This is a genomic window from Streptomyces sp. NPDC008163, from assembly GCF_042956885.1.
Classification (GTDB): Bacteria; Actinomycetota; Actinomycetes; order Streptomycetales; family Streptomycetaceae; genus Streptomyces; species Streptomyces drozdowiczii_A.
Genome location: NZ_JBIBHG010000010.1, coordinates 323,440 through 340,676 on the forward strand (window position 1 = coordinate 323,440; position 17,237 = coordinate 340,676).

Below are 17,237 nucleotides of genomic sequence, written 5' to 3' on the forward strand. Positions count from 1 at the left end.
AGGCGGAGGCCATGAACGGAACAAGCACGGGTGACGCGGAAGGCGCGCTCGAAGGCGCCGTCGTCGCCGTCGCGGGAGCCGCGGGCCCGGCCGGCCGGGCCACCCTGCTGCGCCTCGCCGAAGCGGGCGCGGTCGTCGTCGCGTCGGACTCGCACCCCACCCGGCTCGCCGAGGCCGTCGACGCGGCGCGCTACGCCCACGGCGGCGCGACCGTCACGGGCGACACCGTCGACCTGCTCGACCTGGCCGCCACCAGGGAATGGGCGGCCAAGACGGAGAAGGAGTTCGGCCGCGTCGACGGCGTCGTCCACCTCGTGGGCGGCTGGCGCGGCAGCGCGACCTTCGCCGAGACCGACCCCGCCGACTGGACGCTGCTGGAGAAGCTGCTGATCCGCACGGTGCAGAACACCTCGCTGGCCTTCCACGACTGCCTGCTGCGCAGCGACCGGGGGCGATTCCTGCTGACGAGTGCGGCGGGTGCCACGAAGCCGACCGCGGGCAACGCCGCCTACGCGGCCGCCAAGGCGGCCGCCGAGGCGTGGACCCTGGCCCTCGCCGACTCCTTCCGCAAGGCGGGGGGCGAGGACGGCCCCCGCAGCGCGGCTGCGATCCTGGTCGTGAAGGCACTGGTGCACGACGCGATGCGCGCCGAGCGCCCGAATGCGAAGTTCGCGGGCTTCACCGACGTCGAGGACCTGGCCGATGCCATCGCCGGCGTCTGGGACCGGCCCGCCCCGGAAGTGAACGGAAAGCGCCTGTGGTTGACCCCGCAACCGTAAGGACCGACGCGCGTCGCCATCACGACCCGCAGGTCCGCGGTTTCGCCAGTGACAACTACGCGGGGACGCACCCCGAGATCCTCGCGGCACTCGCCCTCGCCAACGGCGGCCACCAGGTCGCCTACGGCGAGGACGACTACACGGGCCATCTCCAGCGCGTCATGCACAGCCACTTCGGGCCCACCGCCGAGGCGTTCCCCGTCTTCAACGGGACCGGTGCCAACGTGGTGTCCCTCCAGGCCATGACCGACCGCTGGGGCGCGGTCATCTGCGCCGAGTCCGCGCACATCAACGTGGACGAGGGCGGGGCGCCCGAGCGGGTCGGCGGCCTGAAGCTGCTCACCGTACCCACCGAGGACGGCAAGCTCACGCCGGAGCTCATCGACCGGCAGGCGTACGGCTGGGACGACGAGCACCGTGCCATGCCGCAGGTCGTCTCGATCACCCAGAACACCGAACTGGGCACCGTCTACACACCCGACGAGATCCGCGCCATCTGCGAACACGCCCACGGGCACGGCATGACGGTGCACCTCGACGGCGCCCGCATAGCCAACGCCTCGGCGTCCCTGGACGTGCCCATGCGTACGTTCACCAACGCCGTCGGCGTCGACGTGCTCTCCTTCGGCGGCACGAAGAACGGGGCCATCTTCGGCGAGGCCGTCGTCGTCCTGAATCCGGACGCGGTCCGGGCCATGAAGCACCTGCGGAAGCTGTCCATGCAGCTCGCGTCGAAGATGCGCTTCGTCTCCGTACAGCTGGAGGCGCTGCTCGCGGGCGATCTGTGGCTGCGCAACGCCCGGCACGCCAACGCCATGGCCCAGCGCCTCGCCGAGGGCGTGCGCGGGATCGGGGGAGTGGAGATCCTCCACCCCGTCCAGGCCAACGCCGTCTTCGCACGGCTGCCGCACGCGGTGACCGAACGGCTCCAGAAGCGCTTCCGCTTCTACTTCTGGGACGAGCAGGCCGGGGACGTGCGCTGGATGTGCGCCTTCGACACCACGGAGGAGGACGTCGACGCGTTCCTCCTCGCGCTCAAGGAGGAGATGGCCGCCGCCTAGGCCGTGTCCGTAAAGTCCCGTCTGGCCCGCGACGCCCTGCGGGCGTACGACGGGACCTTCCGGACACGGCCTGGCGGCCGCCCGGACGGCGCCGGGGTGCGGACCTCTCCGCACCCCGGCGTGACGTTTCAGCCGCGCTCGCGGACCTCGGCCGGCGTCGGAGCCGTACCGCCCAGGTGCGCGGGCACCCACCACGTGTCACTCGCGTCCTTGGGCCGGACCGGATAGGCCCGCTGCGCCGCTTCGAGCAGCTCCTGCACCCGCTCGCGCAGCCGTCGCGTGATGGCGCCCGCGTACTGGTCGGCGGGGGCCTCCACGGGCTCCCCGACGCGGATGGTGATCGGGGTGTGATTGCGCTTGAAGCTGCGCGGCCGGCCCTTGGTCCAGAGCCGCTGGGTGCCCCACAGGGCCATCGGGATCAGCGGCACCCCGGCCTCCTGAGCCAGGCGCGCGGCACCGGACTTGAAGCTCTTGAGCGTGAACGACTCCGAGATCGTCGCTTCGGGGAACACCCCGACGATCTCACCGGACCGCAGCGACTCCAGCGCGTGGGCGTACGCGTCCTCGCCCTGCTTGCGGTCCACGGGAATGTGCTTCATGCCGCGCATCAGAGGCCCGGAGACCTTGTGCCGGAATACCGATTCCTTGGCCATGAAACGCACCAGCCGCTTCTGCGGGAGTGCGACGAGGCCACTGAAGATGAAGTCCAGATAACTGATGTGGTTGCTGACCAGAACAGCGCCACCGGTCTTCGGGATGTGCTCCGAACCCTGAGTGTCGATCTTCAGGTCGAGCGCCTTGAAAAACGTGCGAGCGGCGCCGATGACCGGCCGATAGACGAGTTCTGCCATCTGGGGAAGACCCTTTCTTCAGCGCCCGCGGAGGTTCTCCCGGCGGAAGTTACGCAGCCGTAGGTTTTCGGCATTGGGGCGATCGTGCCCCATGCGGTGACGTGGTGGCCAGTCCCGGCGCCGCCGGGCCGCGAGATTCTCGTCACGTGGGGCACCCGGGAATGCCCGCGGCGTCGGGGACGCTGACCCCTTGCGTAGAGCTCTGACAGGAGGCAGAAGGTGGACGGGCAGGCAGGCGCAGAGAGGCTGGACGCGGCACGGCTCGGCGCGGAACTGGGGGAGCGGGCCACGCTCGTCCAGTTCTCCACCGCCTTCTGCCAGCCGTGCCGGGCCACCCGCCGCACCCTCGCGGACGTGGCCGGAATGGTCGAGGGGGTCGCCCATGTGGAGATCGACGCGGAAGCGAGTCTCGCGCTCGTACGCGACCTCGGCATCAGCCGGACCCCGACCGTCCTGGTCCTCGACGCCGCGGGCCGGATCGTCCGCCGCGCCGAGGGGCAGCCCCGCACCGTCGACGTCGTCGCCGCCCTCGGCCGGGCGATCTGACGGGCCGTGACGCTTCTCCCACCTGGTGAAACGCCCTTGACTGCACCCACCGGGCATCGTCAGTCTGACGTTATGCCGTCAGATCCCCTTCTCCATGGCCGGGCGTACATCGACCTCGCCCGCACCGCCGGCGCGCGCTGTCCGGGTGCCTGAGCATCCACGACCCCGCATCTCCGACGCGCAGAAGGACATCTCCATGACGGCATCACCCGGGCTCGGCAAGGCACGCACGGCATCTCCCGAGCTCCTGCGCTCCGTGTTCCGCCGGCACGCGGCCGGGGTCGCCGTGATCACCGCCGCCGGGGAGCGCCCGGTCGGCTTCACCGCCACCTCGCTCAACTCCGTGGCCGCCGAGCCGCCCCTCGTCTCCTTCGGCGTCGGCACCTCGTCCTCCAGTTGGCCGGTGCTGGCCGAGGCCGAGCACGTGGGCGTGCACATACTCGGCGAACACCAGCGGGAGCTGGCCGCCACCTTCGCCCGGAGCGGCGCCGACCGGTTCGGCCCGTCCACCTTTTGGCGCAGCGGGCCGGAGGGCGTTCCGCTGCTGGACGACGTGCTGGCGTGGCTGGTCTGCCGCGTCGTGGCCCGGGTTCCGGCGGGCGACCATCACATCGTGATCGCACAGGTGGTCGAGGGTGACCCGGCCGGCGGGGGCCGGCCGCTCGTCTATCACCAGGGCCGATTCACGGCTCTGCGGGACTGATCCGAGGCCCGGGGGTTCCCGGGTGGACCGGGTAGGGCAGATCACAGTGCAAAGCGCTTGCTCATTGGGCACACGCTGGATGTACTGACGAGTAATATGACGGTCGGAGCGTTGGTCGCCCCGACCGGAAATCGCCCCATCAGGCGCCTATGCTGCGTGCAACAAGGCAGCCCGGAAATGACGATGCAGTAGGAGAGCCGGCGTGAGCTTGAGGATCGTTGTCACTGTGAAGTACGTGCCCGACGCGACCGGTGACCGGCATTTCGCCGATGACCTGACGTTGGACCGTGAGGACGTCGACGGTCTGCTGTCGGAGCTGGACGAGTATGCGGTCGAGCAGGCGTTGCAGATCGCGGACGCGGCGGACGATGCGGAGGTCACCGTGTTGACGGTGGGTCCGGAGGATGCCAAGGACGCGTTGCGCAAGGCGTTGTCGATGGGTGCGGACAAGGCGGTTCACGTCGAGGACGACGATCTGCACGGTACGGACGCGCTGGGTACCTCGCTGGTGCTGGCGAAGGCGATCGAGGAGACCGGGTACGACCTGGTGATCTCGGGGATGGCGTCGACGGACGGCACGATGGGTGTGGTTCCGGCGCTGCTGGCGGAGCGGCTGGGTGTGCCGCAGGTGACGCTGCTGTCGCAGGTGTCGGTCGAGGGCGGTGTCGTGCGCGGCCGTCGTGACGGGGACAGTGCGTCGGAGGAGCTGGAGGCGTCGCTTCCGGCGGTGGTGTCGGTGACCGACCAGTCCGGCGAGGCGCGTTACCCGTCGTTCAAGGGGATCATGGCGGCGAAGAAGAAGCCGGTGAAGTCCCTGGACCTGGACGACCTGGGCATCGACGCGGACGAGGTCGGCCTGGCGGGTGCGTGGACCGCGGTCGACTCCGCGACCGAGCGTCCGGCCCGCACCGCGGGCACGATCGTGAAGGACGAGGGCGAGGGCGGCAAGCAGCTGGCCGAGTTCCTGGTGGGCCAGAAGTTCATCTGAGCCCCCGGCGTCCCCTCACCACCCCCGCCTACTTCGTACACGCAGGAGATTGAAGTCCCATGGCTGAAGTTCTCGTCTATGTCGATCACGTGGACGGTGCCGTCCGCAAGCCCACCCTGGAGCTGCTGACGCTCGCCCGCCGTATCGGCGAGCCCGTCGCCGTCGCGCTGGGCAACGGCGCCGCCGACACCGCCGCCGTGCTCGCCGAGCACGGCGCGGTCAAGGTGCTGACCGCCGAGGCCCCCGAGTTCGCCGAGTACCTGGTGGTACCGAAGGTGGACGCGCTCCAGGCCGCTTTCGACGCCGTGTCCCCGGCCGCCGTGCTGCTGTCCTCCTCCGCGGAGGCCAAGGAGATCGCGGCCCGCCTCGCGGTCCGGATCGGCTCCGGCATCATCACCGACGCCGTCGACCTGGAAGCCGGTGACCAGGGCCCGGTCGCCACGCAGTCCGCGTTCGCCGCCTCCTACACGACCAAGTCCCGTGTCTCCAAGGGTGTTCCGGTCATCACGGTCAAGCCCAACTCCGCCCCGGTCGAGGCGGCCTCGGCCGCCGGTGCCGTCGAGACCCTCGCGGTCACCTTCTCGGCGCAGGCCACGGGTACGAAGGTGCTGTCGCGCACCCCGCGTGAGTCGACGGGCCGTCCGGAGCTGACGGAGGCCGCGATCGTGGTCTCCGGGGGCCGCGGCGTCAACGGCGCGGAGAACTTCGCGGTCATCGAGGCCCTCGCCGACTCGCTGGGTGCCGCGGTGGGCGCCTCGCGCGCCGCGGTGGACGCCGGCTGGTACCCGCACACCAACCAGGTCGGCCAGACCGGCAAGTCCGTCTCCCCGCAGCTCTACATCGCCAACGGCATCTCCGGCGCGATCCAGCACCGGGCAGGCATGCAGACCTCGAAGACCATCGTCGCGGTCAACAAGGACGCCGAGGCGCCGATCTTCGACCTCGTGGACTACGGCGTCGTCGGCGACCTCTTCGACGTCGTCCCCCAGCTCACCGAGGAGATCAACACCCGCAAGGGCTGATCGCCGGACGGTATCGACGAGCAACGGCCCGGGGCCGCACGGTGAACGCACCGTGCGGCCCCGTGGCGTTTCCGGTCACCGTTGACTCGGATGCGACCGCCTTATAACTTCACTATACGGATTGTTGTTTCCGGGAAGCGGAAATGGCTGGAGCGTGGAGGGTGCGGACGATGGGTCAGCAGGAGAAGGTGGCGACGAGCCTCGCCGGTGCGGTCAGCGACGGGATCAGCGCGTCCCTCGCCCCGGTGGACGCCGAACTCGCCCGCCGCTACCCGGGCGACCCCGGCACCCGCCAGCCCGTGCACACGGTCTACGTACCGGGCGACGTCTTCACGGCCGGCACCCTGCGCGCCTGGGGCGACGAGGCGCTGAAGGCGCTGGACGAGCACGCCCCCGACGCGGCGGCCCTCGCCGGGGTGCTCGGCATCCCGGACGAGCTGGCCGGGCCCGTCCACGACCGCGTACGCGCCAAGCTGGAGCGCGAGCCGGTCGAGGACCTGAGGATCGACTTCGAGGACGGCTACGGACCCCGCTCCGACGCCGAGGAGGACGAGGCGGCGGCCCGCGCGGCCCGGCTGGTCTCGGAGGCGTACGCCAACGGCACGGCCGCCCCGTACATGGGCATCCGGATGAAGTGCATGGAAGCCGCCGTCCGCGACCGGGGCATCCGCACCACGGACGTCTTCCTGACCGGCCTCATGCGGGCGGGCGGGCTCCCCGACGGGCTCGTCCTCACCCTGCCGAAGGTGACGTACCCCGAGCAGGTCACCGCCTTCGTCCAACTCCTCGAAGCCTTCGAGCAGGCGCACGGGCTGCCCGAGGGGCGGATCGGCTTCGAGATCCAGATCGAGACCAGCCAGTCCATCCTGGCCGCCGACGGCACCGCCGCCGTGGCCCGCATGATCGACGCGGCGCGGGGGCGGGCGACCGGGCTGCACTACGGCACGTTCGACTACAGCGCCTGCGTCGGCGTCAGCGCCGCGTACCAGGCGAGCGACCACCCGGCCGCCGACCACGCCAAGGCCGTCATGCAGGTCGCCGCGGCCGGTACCGGCGTACGCGTCTCCGACGGCTCGACCAACGTCCTGCCCGTCGGGCCCACCCCGCAGGTCCACGAGGCGTGGCGGCTGCACTACGGCCTCACGCGCCGCGCCCTGGCCCGTGCCTACTACCAGGGCTGGGACATGCACCCGGGCCACCTGCCGACCCGTTACGCGGCCGTCTACACGTTCTACCGCGAGGGTCTGGAGCAGGCCGCCGCCCGGCTCGCCGCGTACGTCTCCAAGGCCGGCGGCGACGTGATGGACGAACCGGCCACCGCCAAGGCGCTCAGCGGCTACCTGCTGCGCGGCATCGACTGCGGCGCCCTGGACACCGACGAGGTGGCGAAGCTGACCGGGCTGACCCGCGCGGACCTCGACGCCTTCGCCTCGCCCCGGCGCGGCACCCTCACGGTCACCGCGCCCTGAGGTCCGTTCAGGCCGGCGGGATCTCCCCGGAACCCCGGGCGATCAGCCGGGTCGGGAGCTCCACGCGGGCCGGGGGGTGACCGGCTCCGTCCAGGCGCCGGAAGAGGTGTTCGGCGGCGGTGCGGCCGGCCGCCGCCGCGTCCTGGGAGACGACGGTGATGCCGAGCAGGTCCGCCAGCTCGATGTCGTCGAAGCCGACCAGGGCGACCGGCCGCTCCCGGTCCGCGAGGGCGCGTACCACCGTGACCGTCACCCGGTTGTTGCCGGAGAAGAGCGCCGTCACGGGCTCCGGGCCCGAAAGCATCTCCTCGGCGGCGGCGCGGACCCGGCCGGGGTCCGTGGAGCCCAGCGAGACCCAGGAGTCCTCGACGGTTATCCCGGCCTCCGCCATCGCCGCGTGGTAACCGCGCAGGCGTTCGGTCGCGGTGTGGATGCGCGGCTGGTCGCCGATGAAGCCGATACGGCGGTGGCCGTGCGCGATCAGATGGGCGACGCCCTCGCGGGCCCCGCCGAAGCTGTCCGACAGCACCATGTCGGCCTGGATCTGTCCCGCCGGACGGTCCACGAAGACGGTCGCGACCCCGGCCTTGATCTCCGGCTCCAGATAGCGGTGGTCGTCGGCGGCCGGGATCACGATCAGCCCGTCGACCCGGCGCGCGCACAGGGCGAGGACCAGCTCCTGCTCGCGCTCCGGGTCCTCGGCGCTCGACCCGTTGATCAGCAGGGCGCCGTGCGCGCGCGCCACCTCCTCGACCGCGCGGCTCAGCGGTCCGTAGAAGGGGTCCGCCAGGTCCTCCAGGACCAGGCCGATGGAGGCGGTCCGGCCCTTGCGCAGTACCCGGGCGCTGTCGTTCCGGCGGAAGCCCAGCGCCTCGATCGCCTCCTGCACCCGGCGCTCGGTGTCCGGGGTGACCCCCGGCTCGCTGTTGACCACGCGTGAGACCGTCTTCAGGCCCACCCCGGCCCGGGCGGCCACGTCCTTCATGGTCGGCCGGTTGCCGTAACGGGGCTCGGGATGGCGGGCGGTCTCGGCCACGGTGCGCTGTCCTGTCGTCGGTCGGGCGGTCCCGGCGGGCCACGGCGGCTGCCGTGGGGCTCCCGGAGGGTGTGGCGTCGAGCATAGGCCCTGGACAACGTTGTCAAGGGAATGGAGACTGGGCAGACTGTTGCACCTGAGCCGCAGGTCCCGCCCACACCACCCGGAGCCACACCGATGCAGACCGACCTCGTCGCCGCCCTCGACATCGGGGGCACCAAGATCGCCGGCGCGTTGGTGGACCGGGACGGCAGGATCGTGGTGCGCGCTCAGCGGCCGACGCCCGCGCGGGAGAGCGGCGAGCGGGTCATGGGCGCCGTCAGTGGCGTCCTGGCCGATCTGGCCGCGTCCCCGTACTGGGGCGACGCCACGGCCGTCGGCATCGGCAGCGCGGGCCCGGTGGACGCGGCCAAGGGCACGGTCAGCCCGGTCAACGTGCCCGGCTGGCGGGGCTTCCCGCTGGTCGAGCGGGTCGCCGGTGCCACCGGCGGCCTCCCGGTCACGCTGGTCGGCGACGGTGTCGCGATCACGGCGGCGGAGCACTGGCTCGGCGCGGCGCGCGGCCATGACAACGCGCTGTGCATGGTCGTCTCGACCGGTGTCGGCGGCGGGCTCGTCCTAGGCGGCGCCCTGCACCCCGGCCCCAGCGGGAACGCGGGCCACATCGGGCACATCAGCGTGGACCTCGACGGCGACCTCTGCCCGTGCGGGGCGCGCGGCTGCGTCGAGCGCATCGCGAGCGGCCCCAACATCGCGCGCCGCGCGCTGGACGCCGGCTGGCGGCCCGGTCCGGACGGCGACGCGACCGCGGTCGGTGTGGCGGCCGCCGCCCGGGCCGGTGACCCGGTCGCCGTGGCCTCGTTCGAACGCGCCGCGCAGGCCCTGGCGGCGGGGATCGCCGCGACGGCGACCCTGGTCGAGATCGACATCGCGGTGATCGGCGGCGGAGTGGCCGGCGCCGGCGACCTGCTGTTCGCCCCGCTGCGCACAGCCCTGCGCCGGTACGCCACGCTCTCCTTCGTCCAGCACCTGACGGTGGTGCCCGCGGTCATGGGCAACGACGCGGGCCTGGTCGGGGCGGCGGCGGCCGCACTGGCCACCACCGCCCGGCCGCTCGCGGACCCGCTCAGCAGGTGATCCGCAGGTCCCCCCAGTCCCCGTGGTCCGAGTCGACGCCGTCGCCGCCGTCCGTCACCACCAGACGGACGACCCGGGCCCCGGTCACGTCCGCCGAGAGGGGCTGCGGAGCCATCGCGTTGGTCAGGACCCCGGTGGACGCTGCCTTCCTGCCGTCCGCCCAGATCTCGAAGGCCACGCTGCCCTTGGCTCCCTTCTCGTCGTCCACGCCCACCTGCGCCGTCACGGTGTCGCACGCGCCGCCCGCGTAGTACTCGACTCCGCTCGCCGCGTGCACGCCGAGCCCCTTGGCGTACACCTGGCCGCCGATGGTCAGCGGGTGGCCGTCGCCCGCGGCGCTCTCGCCGTTGCTGGTGTCCTTCTCGACGGGGCCGTAGCCGTTGGAGGCGCTGAGCTGCGGCAGGTCGCCGAGGTAGCCGCCGCCGGCCGGGGGCGGCACCACCACATGGGCCCGGAACGGGACGGCGGACCGGATGCGCTCACCGGTGGGGGAGCGGTACAGGGCGGTGAGCGTCAGGTCGTAGCCGCCGGGAGCTGTCCCGGCGGGGGCCGTCACCCGCCACCGGGTGGCCAGCGCGCGGCCGGTGGGAAGCGCGGCCGTGCGCGTCGGCGACGCGGCCTCCAGCCGCCAGCCGGCCGGGCCGGTGAGCGCGGCGGACACCGTGAGCGCGGGCGTGCGGCCCAGGTCGGTGACCTTCGTCGTCAGCGCGGCCGTGCGGCCCGCCTCGACCAGCGGGCTGCCCTCCAGGGCCAGTTCGACGGCCGGCGGGTGCGCGGCCCAGCGGTGACCGGCGGCGACGCGCAGCAGCACGGTGCCGTGCGCGGGCACGGTCGCCGAGAGGCCGCCCGCCGTGTTGCGGGTGGTGTGGTCCCACAGGTCGCGCACGGTGTAGCCGGAGGCGTGCGGCAGGCCCGCCGCGGCGGCCGTGGTGGAGATCCGCTGGGCGCTGTCGGTCTCGTTGAACAGTGCCACGGCCCGGGAACCGTCCTTCATCTCCTTGGCCACGACCCAGCGACCGCCCTCGGAGGAGAGCACCTCGCCCTGCTTGCCCAGCGGGTCCTGGTCGACGGCGATGACCTCCTCGTTGGAGAGGATGTCGAAGGTCTCCCGGGACGCGGTGCGCAGGTCGGAGCCGATGAGCAGCGGCGCCGCCATCACCGACCACATCGAGAAGTGGGTGCGGTACTCGGTGTCGGTCATCCCGCCGTTGCCGACCTCCAGCATGTCGGGGTCGTTCCAGTGCCCCGGGCCGGCCGCGGCCGCCAGCGGGAGGTTCTGCTTCATGATCGACAGCATGCTGCCCCAGCTGTCGTTGATGTCACCGGTGGTGCGCCAGAGGTTGCCCAGGCCGGCGGCCCATTCCCAGGGCTTGTTCTGGCCCCATTCGCAGATGCTGTAGACGATGGGCCGGCCGGTCGCGACGAGCGCGTCCCGCATCGTCGTATAGCGCTCCTTGGCGTCCACGCCCTGGTTGTTGCAGTTGTCGTACTTGAGATAGTCGACGCCCCAGTCGGCGAACTGCTGCGCGTCGCTGAATTCATGGCCGAGTGCTCCGGGGATGCCCACGCTGTCGCAGGTCCTGGTGCCGGCGCTGGTGTAGATCCCCAGCTTGAGGCCCTTCGCGTGCACGTAGTCCGCGACCGCCTTGATGCCGTGCGGAAAGCGCACCGGATCGGCGACCAGCTTTCCTTCGGCGTCGCGCTCCGGAACCGCCCAGCAGTCGTCCAGGTTGACGTACTCGTACCCGGCTTCCTTCAGCCCCTTCTCGACGAAGATGTCGGCGATTCCCTCGACCATTTCCTCGTTGAACTCGGCGCGGCAATGCGTGGAGTTCCAGTTGTTGAAGCCCATGGGCGGGGTGAGGGCCAGTCCGTTCGCGGCCCGGACACCGGCGGCCGGTGCCGGTGCGGGGGAGTGCGCGGCGGCGGGCACCACGGCCCCCGCCGTACACAGGAGGCCCGCGGCCAGGGCTCCGAGGACTCTGCGGCGGCTCGCTCGGGTGGGACGGCTTGGAAGGTGACGCATCGTTACGTTCCTCCGTACTCGTGCCGGATCAGGCGGCGACATGTGCACGCCAAGACGAGCGAATACGTTAGAGCGTGTTGAAGTCTGTTGGAAGAGGGTCGGTGTCCGGTCGGCCGCATCTCGTCAAAACCCTTGACTGTGCCCCATGTTGGGGGTGAGATCCAAGCGCACGTTCGGTTGTGTTCGGTTGCCTTCCGGAGGACGGGTTCATGGCGCACTCGTACAACAGATCGGATCTGCCCGGCAGTGTCGCGGGACATCGGATGTCCCGGCGGAGCCTATTGCGCGGCGCGGCGCTCGGTGCCGGCGCGGTCACGCTTCCCGCCCTGCTCACCGCGTGCGGCGGCGGACCCGGTGGGGACGGCAAGACCGTCACCCTGGGATCGAATGCGTCCGACCCCGTTCCCAAGAAGGCGTTCGCCGACGCGTTCAAGGCGTACGCGGCGCAGTCGGACGGCCGGAAGGTGAAGGTCAACACCGTCGACCACAACACGTTCCAGGAGAACATCAACCGCTATCTCCAGGGCAAGCCCGACGACGTCTTCATGTGGTTCGCGGGGTACCGCATGCAGTTCTTCGCGAAGAAGGGCCTGCTGTACGACATCAGCGACAACTGGCAGCACTACACGGGATTCTCCGACGCCCTCAAGGACCAGTCCAGCGGCGAGGACGGCAAGCAGTACCTCACCCCGTACTACTACTATCCGTGGGCCGTCTTCCATCGGAAGAGCCTCTTCACCGATCGCGGCTATCAGGTACCCAAAACGCTCGACGAGTACGTGGCGCTCGCCAAGCAGATGAAGAAGGACAAGCTGGACCCCATCGCGTTCTGCGACAAGGACGGCTGGCCCGCCATGGGCACCTTCGACTACATCAACATGCGCACCAACGGATATGAATTCCACAAGAGCCTCATGGCCGGCGAGGAAGCCTGGACGGACAAGCGCGTCCGGAACGTCTTCGACACCTGGCGGCGCCTTCTCCCGTACTGCCAGCCCGGCGCCAACGGCCGTACCTGGCAGGAGGCCGCCACCAGCCTCCAGAAGCGCGAGGCGGGCATGACCGTCCTCGGTCTGCCCCACCCCGGCGCGCAGTTCCCCAAGGGCGAGCAGGCCGACCTGGACTTCTTCCCGTTCCCCGAGATCGACCCCGAGCACGGCCGGGACGCCGTGGAGGCGCCCATCGACGGGTTCCTGCTGGCCAAGAAGTCCAAGAACCTGAAGAACAAGAAGACGCTGGAGAGCGCCAAGGACCTGGTCAAGTGGCTCGCCACCGGCAAGGCCGAGGACATCTACCTCAAGAGCGACCCCAACAACATCGCGGTCAGCGACGAGGCGGACACCTCCGGGTACTCCGCGATCCAGAAGAAGGCCGTCGAACTCGTCTCGGGCGCCAAACAGATCTCGCAGTTCCTCGACCGCGACACCCGTCCGGACTTCGCGTCCACGGTCATGATCCCCGCGATCCAGAAGTTCATCAGCAGCCCCGACGACGTGGACGGCCTGGTCAACGACATCGAACGGCAGAAGAAGACCATCTTCGCCTCGGACTGAACCGGGAGTGCGCACCGTGCCGTTCATCTCGGGGAGGCGCACCGGACGACGGGGCACGCGGCGGTACACCCGCCGCGACCTCGTCGTGCTCGGTGTGCTGCTCGGCCTGCCCGTCCTGCTCGACCTCGCCATCGTCTGGGGCCCGACCCTGGCCTCCGTCGTCCTCTCGTTCACCAGCTGGGACGGGATCGGCGACATCGAGTGGGTCGGGACCCGCAATTACACGAACCTCTTCACGAACTACCCGCAATTCTGGCCCGCCGCCCGGCACAACCTGCTCTGGCTGGCCTTCCTCGGCCTCGTCGCCACCCCGTTCGGGCTGCTCCTCGCCGTACTGATCGACCGGGGCGTGCGGTTCAGCCGCTTCTACCAGTCCACGCTGTACATGCCCGTCGTGCTCTCGCTCGCGGTGGTCGGCTTCATCGCCCAGCTCGTCTTCTCGCGGGACCAGGGCGCGCTCAACGCCGTCCTCGGCGACACGGAGACGCCGACGGACTGGCTCGGCGATCCGGACCTCAACATCTGGATGGTCCTGCTGGCCGCTGCCTGGCGGCACACCGGCTATGTGATGATCCTCTACCTGGCCGGGCTCAAGGCTGTCGACCGGTCCCTCAAGGAGGCGGCGGCCATCGACGGCGCGAGCGAGGCGCAGACCTTCTTCCGCGTCGTCTTCCCGACCCTGCGGCCGGTCAACGTCATCGTCGGCGTCATCACCGTCATCGAGTCGCTGCGCGCCTTCGACATCGTGTACGCGGTCAACCACGGCCGCAACGGCCTCGAACTGCTCTCCGTGCTCGTCACCGACAACATCATCGGCGAGGCCAGCCGGATCGGCTTCGGCTCCGCGATCGCCGTCGTCCTGCTGACCGTCTCCCTGGGATTCGTGGTGACGTACCTGGTCCAGGAGCTCCGAGGGGAGAAAGACCGATGACCACCACCCGGGCCGGTGCCGTGCGCCCGGCACCGTCCGTCCCCGCCGAGTCCCGCCGCAGGCTCCGACCAGGGCGCCTCGGTGTGCACGCCTTCCTGATGGCGGTCTCGCTGGCCTTCCTCGCCCCGCTGCTGCTCGCGGTCTACGCGTCGCTGCGGCCGTACGACGAGACCTCCCAGTACGGCTACTTCTCGCTGCCGCGCCATCTCTCGCTGGACTATTACCGGCAGGCGTTCACCGACTCCGGCATGACGAAGTACTTCGTCAACACGCTGATCATCGCGGTACCGGGCGTCCTGATCACCCTGTTCCTCGCCTCGTTCGTGGCCTTCGCGCTCGCCCGGCTGAAGATGCGCGGCGGCCTGCTCCTGCTGATGCTCTTCACGGCCGGCAACCTGCTTCCGCAGCAGGTGATCGTCACCCCGCTGTACGTCGTCTTCAACCGCATCCCGCTGCCGTACTGGATGTCCGACTCGATGACGATGTTCGACTCCTACTGGGCCGTCGTCCTGGTGCAGATCGGCTTTCAGATCGGCTTCTGCGTGTTCGTCCTGGCCAACTTCATGCGCACCCTTCCGGTGGAGATCCTTGAGGCGGCGGTGGTGGACGGGGCCGGGGTGTGGACGCGGTTCTGGCGGATCACCCTGCCGCTGTGCCGCCCGGCGCTCGCCGCGCTCGGCACGCTCCAGTTCACCTGGATGTACAACGACTTCCTGTGGGCGCTGGTCTTCATCTCCGACGGCGACAAACTGCCCATCACCTCCGCGCTGAACAACCTGCGCGGGCAGTTCTTCACCGACTACAACCTGCTCGCCGCCGGCTCGGTGATCGTCGCGCTGCCCACGCTCGTCGTCTTCCTGCTGCTCCAGCGGCACTTCATCGCCGGACTCACGCTGGGGTCCGGCAAGGGGTGAGGGGGGGGTGCCCGGCCGAGCAGCCGGGCACCCGTCACCACGCCTCACTCGCAGGCCACGCCGTCCCCGTCGCGGTCGAGGTGCCTGCCGTATCCCGGGTCGCCCCGGTGGATCGGGGCCGCACCGGCCGCGCGTACGGCGGTGCAGTTCGCGTAGTACGCCGAGCCGCCGCCCGAGCCCCCGCCACTCGCACCGGAATCGTCCGAACCGGAGTCGTCCGAGGTGCCGGCGGGGGCCTCGGGCGCGACGGTGACCTTGACGGTCTTCGTCTTCGTGACGGTCGGTGCCGGCTCGGGGCTCGCGGTCACCGTCTCGGTCACGGCGGGCTCCGGCGCGGGCGTGACCGACACCGTGGCGGTGACGGTCGGCGCCGGCGAGGACTTCGCCGCCGCCTCGGTCCGGTCCGCCCCGGAATCCCCGCCAGCGGCCCCCATGCCCACACCGACGAGGAAGAGAACGGCGGCCGCCGGGATGACGACGCGTTTCCTCGCCCAGCGGGGCGCTCCGCCCCCGGGGCCGCCCGGACCCTGCGGGCCGAACGGTGACGGTTGCGGCGGCGGCCCCCAAGGCGGCGGCTGCGGCGAAGGGTTGTGCGACATGGGACCCCCCAGAGTTGCGTGGAGGGACGACCGTAGCCGGGACCGGTCCCCAGGGGAGGCGAATCCTCCGCAAGTGATGGAGTTGTGACCATCACGTGAAGCCGGAGGCTCGCCACGGTCCGCGCGGGGCCGCCGTTGTCAGTGGCGGGTGCGATCCTGCACGCATGGACGAGATCATGCGACGGCGGGTGTACGGCGCCGACCACGAAGACCCCGACCCGGGCCCCCGGCCGGGCCGCGAGTACCGGGAACTGGTCGGCGGACCGCTCGACGGACTGCTCCTGGACGTGACGGGGTGGACGGCGGTGGCCCTCGCGGACGGCTCCGCGCTGGTCACCGAGATCGGGGCGTACGGACCGGGCGGCCGCGCCGAGTACGGGCCGCGCCCGGACGAGCCGGACAAGTGGGACTGGCGGGGTGATACACCGTAGCCCGCCGACGGCGCCCGCCGCCCCCTGAGCGCAACGCATCGCCCCGGGCGGGTTTTCGCGGCAGGGTGTTGCGGGCAAGCCACAGGGGGCTGCTACGGAAGAGGGGGAACCGTGATCGTCTGGATCAACGGTGCGTTCGGCGCCGGTAAGACCAGCGCCGCGCGTGAACTGATCGATCTGATCCCGAACAGCACCTTGTACGACCCGGAAATGACCGGGACGGGGCTCAGATGCCTGCTGCCCCAGAAGAAACTGGCCGAGGTGACGGACTTCCAGGACCTGCCGATCTGGCGGCGCCTCGTGGTGGACACCGCCGCCGCGCTCCTCGCCGAGCTGGGCGGGGTTCTCGTCGTGCCGATGACGCTGCTGCGCCAGGAGTACCGCGACGAGATATTCGGCGGTCTCGCCGCCCGGCGCATATCGGTGCGCCATGTACTGCTCTCACCTGAGGAAACGATCCTGCGTGAGCGGATCGCCCACCGGGCCGAGTTCCCCGGGGACGTTCCCGGGGACGCGGCGGACGTGGACCCGACCGGCCGCTGGGCGTACGACCGCATCGAACCGTACCGCTCGGCCCTCGGCTGGATCACCGGGGACGCCCACACCATCGACAACAGCGCGCTCACCCCGCGCGAGACGGCGGAGCGCATCGCGGAGGCCGTACGCACCGATGCCGCCCCCGCCTGCGAGATCGTCCAGACCCCGGAGCCGACCGGGGAGACCGTGGCAGCCGGGGTGCTCCTCTTCGACGAGCACGACCGGTTCCTGCTCGTCGACCCCACGTACAAGCCGGGCTGGGAGTTCCCCGGCGGCGTCGTGGAGGCGGGCGAGGCTCCCGCGCAGGCGGGGATCCGGGAGGTCGCCGAGGAGATCGGCATCCAGCTGGAACGGGTGCCGAAGCTGCTCGTCATCGACTGGGAGGCGCCCGACCCGCCCGGATACGGAGGTCTGCGCCTCCTCTTCGACGGCGGACTGCTGCCCCGGGCGGACGCGGAGCGGCTGCTGCTCCCGGGCTCCGAGCTGCGCGGCTGGCGGTTCGTCACCGAGGCGGAGGCCGCCACCCTGCTGCCGCCCACCCGCTACGAGCGGCTGTGCTGGGCGCTCCGGGCCCGCGAACGCTCAGCCGTGCTCAACCTGGAGGCCGGAGTCCCGGTCGGCTAGGCCATGTCCGGAAAGTCCCGTCTTCCGCGC

General features: G+C 71.0%; 17 protein-coding genes. 13 read left to right on the forward strand and 4 right to left on the reverse strand.

The window, feature by feature from the left end:
* The first annotated feature begins 11 nt into the window (after window positions 1-11).
* Together ACFZAT_RS23340 and ACFZAT_RS23345 are read left to right on the forward strand one after the other, a co-directional pair.
* Complete coding sequence (locus ACFZAT_RS23340) at window positions 12-779, forward strand: SDR family NAD(P)-dependent oxidoreductase (RefSeq protein ID WP_391266540.1); 768 nt, start codon at window positions 12-14, stop codon at window positions 777-779.
* On the forward strand, window positions 758-1,840 hold the full coding sequence (locus ACFZAT_RS23345; RefSeq protein WP_391266542.1) for a beta-eliminating lyase-related protein: 1,083 nt from the start codon (window positions 758-760) through the stop codon (window positions 1,838-1,840). The genes ACFZAT_RS23340 and ACFZAT_RS23345 overlap by 22 nt, the downstream gene beginning before the upstream one ends.
* A 128-nt stretch (window positions 1,841-1,968) precedes the next feature.
* Here the strand turns inward: ACFZAT_RS23345 and ACFZAT_RS23350 are convergent, their stop codons facing one another.
* Window positions 1,969-2,691: a 1-acyl-sn-glycerol-3-phosphate acyltransferase gene (locus ACFZAT_RS23350; RefSeq protein ID WP_391266544.1), complete on the reverse strand. Its 723-nt coding sequence runs from the start codon at window positions 2,689-2,691 to the stop codon at window positions 1,969-1,971.
* A gap of 219 nt (window positions 2,692-2,910) precedes the next feature.
* On the opposite strand from ACFZAT_RS23350, the gene ACFZAT_RS23355 reads away from it, so the two are divergent.
* The 5 genes from ACFZAT_RS23355 to ACFZAT_RS23375 all read left to right on the forward strand — a co-directional run bounded on the left by ACFZAT_RS23355 (window position 2,911) and on the right by ACFZAT_RS23375 (window position 7,419).
* Window positions 2,911-3,237 carry a thioredoxin domain-containing protein gene (locus tag ACFZAT_RS23355; protein WP_391266546.1) on the forward strand — a complete coding sequence of 109 codons (327 nt, stop codon included), beginning with the start codon at window positions 2,911-2,913 and terminating at the stop codon, window positions 3,235-3,237.
* Between the two features lie 196 nt (window positions 3,238-3,433).
* Window positions 3,434-3,940 carry a flavin reductase gene (locus ACFZAT_RS23360; protein WP_391266548.1) on the forward strand — a complete coding sequence of 169 codons (507 nt, stop codon included), beginning with the start codon at window positions 3,434-3,436 and terminating at the stop codon, window positions 3,938-3,940.
* A gap of 202 nt (window positions 3,941-4,142) precedes the next feature.
* The gene (locus ACFZAT_RS23365) at window positions 4,143-4,928 is read left to right on the forward strand and encodes an electron transfer flavoprotein subunit beta/FixA family protein (protein ID WP_391266550.1); all 786 of its coding nucleotides are present in this window, start codon (window positions 4,143-4,145) and stop codon (window positions 4,926-4,928) included.
* 59 nt (window positions 4,929-4,987) lie between these two features.
* Window positions 4,988-5,950, forward strand: coding sequence for an FAD-binding protein (locus ACFZAT_RS23370; protein WP_391266555.1), 963 nt, complete (start codon window positions 4,988-4,990; stop codon window positions 5,948-5,950).
* A 170-nt stretch (window positions 5,951-6,120) separates the two neighbouring features.
* A complete protein-coding gene (locus ACFZAT_RS23375; RefSeq protein WP_391266557.1) occupies window positions 6,121-7,419 on the forward strand; it encodes a DUF6986 family protein in 1,299 nt (432 codons plus the stop codon).
* Between the two features lie 7 nt (window positions 7,420-7,426).
* Here ACFZAT_RS23375 and ACFZAT_RS23380 read toward each other — a convergent pair whose 3' ends face one another.
* Window positions 7,427-8,455: a substrate-binding domain-containing protein gene (locus tag ACFZAT_RS23380; RefSeq protein ID WP_391266562.1), complete on the reverse strand. Its 1,029-nt coding sequence runs from the start codon at window positions 8,453-8,455 to the stop codon at window positions 7,427-7,429.
* Between the two features lie 177 nt (window positions 8,456-8,632).
* On the opposite strand from ACFZAT_RS23380, the gene ACFZAT_RS23385 reads away from it, so the two are divergent.
* The gene (locus ACFZAT_RS23385) at window positions 8,633-9,592 is read left to right on the forward strand and encodes an ROK family protein (RefSeq protein WP_391266565.1); all 960 of its coding nucleotides are present in this window, start codon (window positions 8,633-8,635) and stop codon (window positions 9,590-9,592) included.
* On the opposite strand, the gene ACFZAT_RS23390 is transcribed toward ACFZAT_RS23385, so the two are convergent.
* Window positions 9,582-11,618 (reverse strand): NPCBM/NEW2 domain-containing protein, encoded by a 2,037-nt coding sequence (locus ACFZAT_RS23390; protein WP_391266567.1) that lies wholly within the window; start codon window positions 11,616-11,618, stop codon window positions 9,582-9,584. The genes ACFZAT_RS23385 and ACFZAT_RS23390 overlap by 11 nt on opposite strands.
* A gap of 263 nt (window positions 11,619-11,881) precedes the next feature.
* On the opposite strand from ACFZAT_RS23390, the gene ACFZAT_RS23395 reads away from it, so the two are divergent.
* The 3 genes from ACFZAT_RS23395 to ACFZAT_RS23405 are packed head-to-tail and all read left to right on the forward strand — an operon-like array spanning window position 11,882 to window position 15,016.
* The gene (locus ACFZAT_RS23395) at window positions 11,882-13,171 is read left to right on the forward strand and encodes an extracellular solute-binding protein (RefSeq protein ID WP_391266569.1); all 1,290 of its coding nucleotides are present in this window, start codon (window positions 11,882-11,884) and stop codon (window positions 13,169-13,171) included.
* A 16-nt stretch (window positions 13,172-13,187) separates the two neighbouring features.
* Window positions 13,188-14,102: a carbohydrate ABC transporter permease gene (locus ACFZAT_RS23400; protein WP_265545816.1), complete on the forward strand. Its 915-nt coding sequence runs from the start codon at window positions 13,188-13,190 to the stop codon at window positions 14,100-14,102.
* Window positions 14,099-15,016, forward strand: a complete 918-nt coding sequence (locus ACFZAT_RS23405; protein ID WP_391266573.1) for an ABC transporter permease subunit — start codon at window positions 14,099-14,101, stop codon at window positions 15,014-15,016. Before ACFZAT_RS23400 ends, ACFZAT_RS23405 begins: the two co-directional genes overlap by 4 nt.
* Before the next feature lie 44 nt (window positions 15,017-15,060).
* Here the strand turns inward: ACFZAT_RS23405 and ACFZAT_RS23410 are convergent, their stop codons facing one another.
* A complete protein-coding gene (locus ACFZAT_RS23410; protein ID WP_391266575.1) occupies window positions 15,061-15,615 on the reverse strand; it encodes an excalibur calcium-binding domain-containing protein in 555 nt (184 codons plus the stop codon).
* Between the two features lie 164 nt (window positions 15,616-15,779).
* Here ACFZAT_RS23410 and ACFZAT_RS23415 point away from each other — a divergent pair, with 164 nt between their 5' ends.
* Window positions 15,780-16,046 carry a hypothetical protein gene (locus ACFZAT_RS23415; RefSeq protein WP_073969728.1) on the forward strand — a complete coding sequence of 89 codons (267 nt, stop codon included), beginning with the start codon at window positions 15,780-15,782 and terminating at the stop codon, window positions 16,044-16,046.
* 111 nt (window positions 16,047-16,157) lie between these two features.
* Window positions 16,158-17,207, forward strand: a complete 1,050-nt coding sequence (locus tag ACFZAT_RS23420; protein WP_391266576.1) for an NUDIX domain-containing protein — start codon at window positions 16,158-16,160, stop codon at window positions 17,205-17,207.
* The last annotated feature ends 30 nt before the right edge of the window (window positions 17,208-17,237 follow it).

Coding starts and splice junctions, on each gene's coding strand:
- ACFZAT_RS23340 (WP_391266540.1), top strand. CDS start 12: ATGAACGGAACAAGCACGGGTGACGCGGAAGGCGCGCTCGAAGGCGCC.
- ACFZAT_RS23350 (WP_391266544.1), bottom strand. CDS start 2,691: ATGGCAGAACTCGTCTATCGGCCGGTCATCGGCGCCGCTCGCACGTTT.
- ACFZAT_RS23360 (WP_391266548.1), top strand. CDS start 3,434: ATGACGGCATCACCCGGGCTCGGCAAGGCACGCACGGCATCTCCCGAG.
- ACFZAT_RS23370 (WP_391266555.1), top strand. CDS start 4,988: ATGGCTGAAGTTCTCGTCTATGTCGATCACGTGGACGGTGCCGTCCGC.
- ACFZAT_RS23375 (WP_391266557.1), top strand. CDS start 6,121: ATGGGTCAGCAGGAGAAGGTGGCGACGAGCCTCGCCGGTGCGGTCAGC.
- ACFZAT_RS23385 (WP_391266565.1), top strand. CDS start 8,633: ATGCAGACCGACCTCGTCGCCGCCCTCGACATCGGGGGCACCAAGATC.
- ACFZAT_RS23390 (WP_391266567.1), bottom strand. CDS start 11,618: ATGCGTCACCTTCCAAGCCGTCCCACCCGAGCGAGCCGCCGCAGAGTC.
- ACFZAT_RS23395 (WP_391266569.1), top strand. CDS start 11,882: ATGTCCCGGCGGAGCCTATTGCGCGGCGCGGCGCTCGGTGCCGGCGCG.
- ACFZAT_RS23405 (WP_391266573.1), top strand. CDS start 14,099: ATGACCACCACCCGGGCCGGTGCCGTGCGCCCGGCACCGTCCGTCCCC.
- ACFZAT_RS23410 (WP_391266575.1), bottom strand. CDS start 15,615: ATGTCGCACAACCCTTCGCCGCAGCCGCCGCCTTGGGGGCCGCCGCCG.
- ACFZAT_RS23415 (WP_073969728.1), top strand. CDS start 15,780: ATGGACGAGATCATGCGACGGCGGGTGTACGGCGCCGACCACGAAGAC.